5 protein-coding genes are annotated in these 6,350 nt (G+C 36.2%); all 5 read right to left on the reverse strand.

The features are described 5' to 3' along the window. Positions 1–169 precede the first annotated feature (169 nt). The gene (locus B3D98_RS12410; protein WP_288583269.1) at positions 170–1,480 is read right to left on the reverse strand and encodes a Na+/H+ antiporter family protein; all 1,311 of its coding nucleotides are present in this window, start codon (positions 1,478–1,480) and stop codon (positions 170–172) included. A gap of 159 nt (positions 1,481–1,639) precedes the next feature. After that, positions 1,640–3,619: an FtsX-like permease family protein gene (locus tag B3D98_RS12415; protein WP_103118998.1), complete on the reverse strand. Its 1,980-nt coding sequence runs from the start codon at positions 3,617–3,619 to the stop codon at positions 1,640–1,642. Beyond that, complete coding sequence (locus B3D98_RS12420; RefSeq protein WP_048395566.1) at positions 3,609–4,370, reverse strand: ABC transporter ATP-binding protein; 762 nt, start codon at positions 4,368–4,370, stop codon at positions 3,609–3,611. The genes B3D98_RS12415 and B3D98_RS12420 overlap by 11 nt, the downstream gene beginning before the upstream one ends. Positions 4,371–4,466: 96 nt before the next feature. Next, the gene (locus tag B3D98_RS12425) at positions 4,467–5,483 is read right to left on the reverse strand and encodes a sensor histidine kinase (protein ID WP_288583273.1); all 1,017 of its coding nucleotides are present in this window, start codon (positions 5,481–5,483) and stop codon (positions 4,467–4,469) included. A 15-nt stretch (positions 5,484–5,498) separates the two neighbouring features. Beyond that, the gene (locus B3D98_RS12430) at positions 5,499–6,179 is read right to left on the reverse strand and encodes a response regulator transcription factor (RefSeq protein ID WP_082148187.1); all 681 of its coding nucleotides are present in this window, start codon (positions 6,177–6,179) and stop codon (positions 5,499–5,501) included. Positions 6,180–6,350 lie beyond the last annotated feature (171 nt).

The raw sequence follows: 6,350 nt of genomic DNA on the forward strand, positions 1-6,350 counted from the left end.
GATATTCTTAGTACTACTATTTCTTCGCTTTATTAAGCCGTTTATTAGTATATAAAATTTCTATACATATTGCAACACTTAAGGTTGTCATATCAACATTTTCGCACATTTCAAATAACTCAAAAAAGAAAAAAGTAGTTTCTATATAATTATAGAAACTACCTCCTTATTATAGAAAGAACACACAGGCAATCCAACCAAATAGGATTAGTGGTATGTTAATGAAAATAAACGTAGGAACACAGGTATCCCAAATATGATGATGCTGGCCATCAACATTAAGGCCTGCTGTTGGCCCTAATGTAGAATCGGATGCTGGAGAACCTGCGTCTCCTAGAGCACCAGCTGTACCGATTAAGCATAATATCGCTAAAGGACTCATATCTAAACCTTGTGCTAGCGGAACAAATAGTGTCGCGATTATAGGCACTGTAGCGAAGGACGAACCAATCCCCATCGTCACAACTAATCCTATGATTAACATGATGAAGACAGCAAGACTTCTATTTCCTTCTAATACAGTAAGTGTATTTGTAATTAAGCTGTCCACATCACCTGTTGCATTGATTACCGCCGCAAAACCATTTGCCGCAATCATAACAAAGCCAATAAAGGCCATCATCTTCATTCCTTCAGAAAGAATCTCATCTGCTTCTCTCCATTTAAGAGCACCTGTAAAATACATAATCATAATACCTGCAAACGAGCCTACAATCATTGAGTCTGTTAACACTTGAGCGCATAGTGATATTACTAGTGCCAGAGCTGTAGAAAACATAATGAATTTGCTGACGTTTACATTTAAAGATTCCGTCTCCACTTCACTATGCTTATAATGTCTTGGTTTGCGGTATACAGCGAAGGCAATTATCAATCCGATTAGCATTCCTAATACGGGAATACCCATTGCTGCAGGGACATCACGTGAAGAAACAGCCATTCCTGCCTCTGACACTTGTGTAGCAACGATATCTTGAAAGATTGCTCCAAAACCAGCAGGTACAAAACTATAAGTACCAATTAAGCCTACTGCAATCAACGTTGCAATTATACGTCGATCGACTTCTAGCATATTTAAAATCTTTAAAATAGGAGGTATTAATAATGGAATGAAGGCAATATGAATAGGAATAACATTTTGAGATAAAATAGACATCACAAAAATAAGGAAGAAAATTAATACCTTCACAAGTCCTTTTCTATTACTTTCACCCTTTAATATTTTTAACATCCCGGCTATCATTAATTCGGGTATTCCTGTTTTGGCAATGGCGATTGCAAAACCACCAAGTAAGCCATAACTTAATGCAATGGTTGCTCCTGCTCCTAATCCCTCTGTAAATGATTGGACTGTTGACTCAATGCCCATCCCACTAGTTAGACCACCTACAAATGCTCCTAGAACTAACGAGAGAACTACATTGATGCGAAGCAAGCTTAATATTAACATAACGGCAACAGCCGCAATTACTGCATTCATTGTTACACTCTACTTTCATACACTAAATTACTAACATGTTAAACTTTATTATTCTGATAATTGAAAGTCAAGGTTTTTTGTAATTTCTATATTCTTTGCACTAAAAAAACAGTGTAATGATAACCACCACACTGTTTCCGAGTTTCCTCTTATTTAATATTACAACGACTGACGTACAACCTTTTTATAGTAGCCTACCGATAGAATAGCAAAAATCGTATATAAAGCTATATAACAGCACATTGCAATCCACAAGGGAGCTGTTAACTCTGTCCCAAATAAAAACCATCCTGACTTAACAGCAAAGTAGCTATGCAATAACCCAATAACTAATGGAACACCGAAATTAAAGGCCTGTTTCATATAAATACCTTTCATGATATCTTTTTCAGCAAAACCAATCTTTCGTAGGATTGTATAGGAATCACGTTCTTCCTCCGCCTCAGACATTTGTTTAAAGTATAGAATACTACCTGTGGTCATTAAAAACGCTAACCCTAAAAATGCTGTTGTAAAGATGGTAAGACCCAATGATTCAATATTGTCTTTACGTTTTCCTTCATAGGATGATTGTGTATATTGCTTTGTCTTCCCTTTATCATCTACAGCCGTAATAATACCTGCATTTGATTGAATATATAATTTTTCTGCTGTTGCAATATCTTCGTTAGATTTTAAAGTAATTGTTGTTTGATGATGCCAAGGATAAAGAGCTGCCTGTGTAGTTAAACTTTTAAACATATCATCTGTCACAACAAAGATAGGTCCACCACCCCCAGCCGTTACAATACCACTTATCACGCTTTTATCATGGATATCAACGACATGAAAAGTTTCTTCAAGTTCTCCTGCAGATACTACTAAATCATGATCTTTCTCTAACGGGAACATTTCAGCCATATAACCACCATAGTTTGTTAAGATAACCTCATTCCCTGAAAGCTTAGCTTCTGGAACACTCTGCTGGTAATCTGAAAGTGGAATGGTATAAATTGTGCCTTCCATTGTATATAAAGGGTTATCCTGCTGTTTTTTAGACATCAATTGACCTACAGCAGCGGTTACTCCCTGAAGACGGTAGTCAATTTTATCATAAGCAATATTATTTTCCTCTAACTTCTCTAAAAATTCCTCCCCTTGCTCTTCAAGCAATATGAAATCACCAGGTACTTGGCTATATGCAGATGCTTCCGAGGAGTAGTAGGCGATATAGGAAAGAGTCGTCACGCCTAGAGAAACGCCTGTTAACACAGTGATTAGTGTTAATGACTTTGCATTGCTCTTCATACGATGCATGATGGGCGTTAATGCTAATACATCCTTTATGGATAAATGCCCTTTTTTCTTTAGGCGAATAGTATTCATAATAAATGCTACAGAGAAACGAAAAACAAGGAATGTTCCACCAATTGTAGTAGCTAAAATAATTATCATATTGATAAATAAATTACCAGCAGATTCGATATCGAACAACTTTGTCGATGCATAGTAGCCATAAACAATCAGTATAAGACCCAAAAAGCCAATAACCATCTGGAACGCACTAAAACGTCTCACACGCTCATCTGCTTGTTTTGCTGCACTAAATAATGATAACAATGACACATGATGAATCATCCAAGCCATCTGTATAAGAACAATGATTAATAAGATAGTAAAAACAATCATCGACTGCATTAAAGCTTGTGTACTAAAAGTCATGGTTACAAGAGCTTCTTTTTCAAGCACTCGAAGCAAAATCATTGCAAACACACGAGAGCTAAAGAAGCCTGCCAACATACCTATAATAACGGCTCCAACAAATAAGAGAATGTTTTCAACCGCTAATAAACGCACGATTAGCCCCTTAGTCATGCCGATCAGTTGATACAAACCTATTTCCTTACTACGACGCTTCATAAATAAATGGTTTGCATACAGAACGAAGAATAAAACGATAAAATAAAGAATATAAGTTGCTGCCTTAAATCCGGCCGTAGCTGTTCCACTCATTTGAACAGCAGCCCACACCTCCGTATTATTTTGCAAGGTGACAAACGAAAAGTATAAGGTAACACTAAAAATAAGTGCAAAGAAATATAGATAGTAGTGCTTCATATTTTTCTTCATACTTCGAAGTACTAACTTACTAAGACTCATACCCGTCACCGCCTAGCACACTTTGTGTATGCATGATTTCTTTGAAAAAGGCCTGCCTTGTTTTATCGCCCTTATAAAGTTCACTATAGATAAGGCCATCCTTTAGAAATAACACACGTGTACAGAAACTTGCGGCTACTGCATCGTGTGTAACCATCATAATTGTCGCTTCTTTTGTTTCATTTATATTTTGTAGATTTTGAAGCAGGGCTGTAGCTGATTTAGAATCTAGTGCACCAGTGGGCTCGTCTGCAAATACCAATGACGGATTGGTAATAAGTGCACGTGCAGCAGAGGTACGCTGTTTTTGTCCACCTGATATTTCGTTGGGGTATTTATTTAAAATTTCCGTGATTCCCAACAAAGAAGTGAGTTCCTTCACTCGACTTTCGGCAACAGCTTTTGGTAACTTACTGATGGCTAACGGTAGAAGAATATTTTCTTTTACTGTCAAGGTATCTAATAAATTATAGTCTTGAAATATAAATCCCAGCTGCTCTCTTCGGAAGTTTGCTAAAGCCTTTTCTTTCATACCACGTAAACTATGACCGTTTATCTCAATAACACCTTCTGTCGCAAAGTCAATTGAGCATAAGACATTTAAAAGCGTTGTTTTACCAGAGCCAGAAGGACCCATAATACCTACAAATTCTCCTCTATTCACTTCTACATCAATACCCTTTAATACTTCCTGAGCCGTTGATTTTTTTCCATACACTTTCTTTATTTTACGTCCTATTAAAACTGTCACTTCATAACGCCCCTTTCTATAGTTCAAGTGTACCCTGTCAAACCTAATCATTCGTGCGTTTTACATGACAATATAAAAAGGTAGGTGACATTTTCGTCATCTACCTGTTAGTTTCGCATATTCATTTTGTAAGGGGAAACGTAGTGTAAATAGCGAGCCTTCACCAACTTTAGATTGAACATTAATACGAATACCAATTTTATGGGCTACATTAGATGCTAAATAGAGACCCATACCTGTAGATTGAGAGGATTCCCTTCCCGCTGTTCCTGTATAAGATTTTTGAAAAATCCGAGGTAAATCGTCTAAAGGTATACCCCTACCTATATCTTTAATATGTAGTAATGTTGCACCTGAAGAATCATGTTCTGTAAAGATTGTTATCTCAGAATTTACTGGGCTATACTTGATGGCATTCAAAAGAATTTGTCGAATAATAAAAGCTAGCCACTTGCCATCTGTCATAACCATCTCTGTCAGTTCACCAATTTCAAAGCCAATGCCTTTTTCAAGACACCAAGCTTGCATAGCTCGGATTTCTTTATAAATAATGGGCTTTAGTTCAATCTCATTTAAATAATTATCTTTTTCAATAGCGTATAATCTTGTTTGATGCAGTTGTTGATCAACCAAAAGATGTAGTCTTAGCCATTCATTCTCTAATTTTCGACGTAGCTGTAAATCCTCAATATGTTCAAACATTAAATTAATGGCAGTTAAAGGTGCTTTTACTTCATGGACCCAAGCTAATAGTTCATCAGAATGTTCCTGTATCTGCACTTTGGCTTGATTTAACTCTAAATTCTTTTCAAAAAAGGCATCCTCCATTTTTCGAAAGTATACTTCTTGAAAAGGAGATAAAGCTAAACTATTTCTATGTGCATCATCAAGGTGGCTATCCATATTTCCCAGGAAATCTTTTAATTTCCCAACTTCGATGACATAGCGACACCAAAAAAAGAGTATAAAACATACAAGTAAACTAACGTTTACATACCAAATAGAAACTCCATTTAAACCAACATCTAAAGAAAATAGCACATTTAGAATTATCAGAGTAAAAATAAAAAATCCTATCCAAGCAAAGCGTTCTCTAACAAATAATAATAACAACTTCCCTCACATCCCTCAGCTTACTGCCATATAACCAAGTCCCTTTTTTGTTAGTATTACCTCATGTAAACCAATATCCTCTAGCTTTGCACGTAACCGATTAACGTTTACAGACAAAGTATTATCGTTTACGAAACGTTCGTCATCCCATAGTTTTCTCATTAGCTCGTCTCTTGAAACGATATGATTAGCCTGCTCCACTAATATTCTTAAAATAAAAAGTTCATTTTTTGTTAAAGAAGCAATGGCACCATTATACATAATTTCACTTCTCGCATAATCAATTATGGCATCGTTAAAACGTGTAACATCCATTTTTTCTTCAACGTAATCATAGGTTCTACGTAAAATAGCCTGTGCTTTTGCGAGTAAAACTTCCATATGAAAAGGCTTTTGAATAAAATCATCAGCCCCCATTTGCATAGCCATCACCATATCCATCGGGTGATCTCGGGAAGAAAGAAAAAGGATTGGCACTTTGGATAAATGACGAATTTCACGACACCAATGAAAGCCGTCATAGGCAGGCAATTGAATATCAATTAGCACGAGATGGGGCTTCTCCTCTATAAAGTCATCCATCACCTTCTGAAAATTTTTAGGTCCAACCACGTTTAGTGACCACTGCTCAAAACGTTCTTGAATCATGCTAAAAATAGAAGGATCGTCTTCAATCAGCAAAATTTTCATGTCCATACTCAGTTCCCCTTTCCCTTTAATTATTTACGCTAGAGGACATGCTTGTGGTTATGTACACATACACTAATTAAAACTCTAATTTTTCTTTATTTTAACACAAAAAACCAATCTGTAGGCGTCCCTACAGATTGGTTTGGAATTAGCAAGAGCTAAAATTATTTTTGGATA

The organism is Lysinibacillus sp. UBA5994 (assembly GCF_002429725.1).
Lineage (GTDB): Bacteria > Bacillota > Bacilli > Bacillales_A > Planococcaceae > Lysinibacillus > Lysinibacillus capsici.

Excerpts from the sequence above, each read along its gene's own strand:
- B3D98_RS12415 (WP_103118998.1), bottom strand. The coding sequence starts at position 3,619 with ATGAGTCTTAGTAAGTTAGTACTTCGAAGTATGAAGAAAAATATGAAG.
- B3D98_RS12410 (WP_288583269.1), bottom strand. The coding sequence starts at position 1,480 with ATGAATGCAGTAATTGCGGCTGTTGCCGTTATGTTAATATTAAGCTTG.
- B3D98_RS12430 (WP_082148187.1), bottom strand. The coding sequence starts at position 6,179 with ATGGACATGAAAATTTTGCTGATTGAAGACGATCCTTCTATTTTTAGC.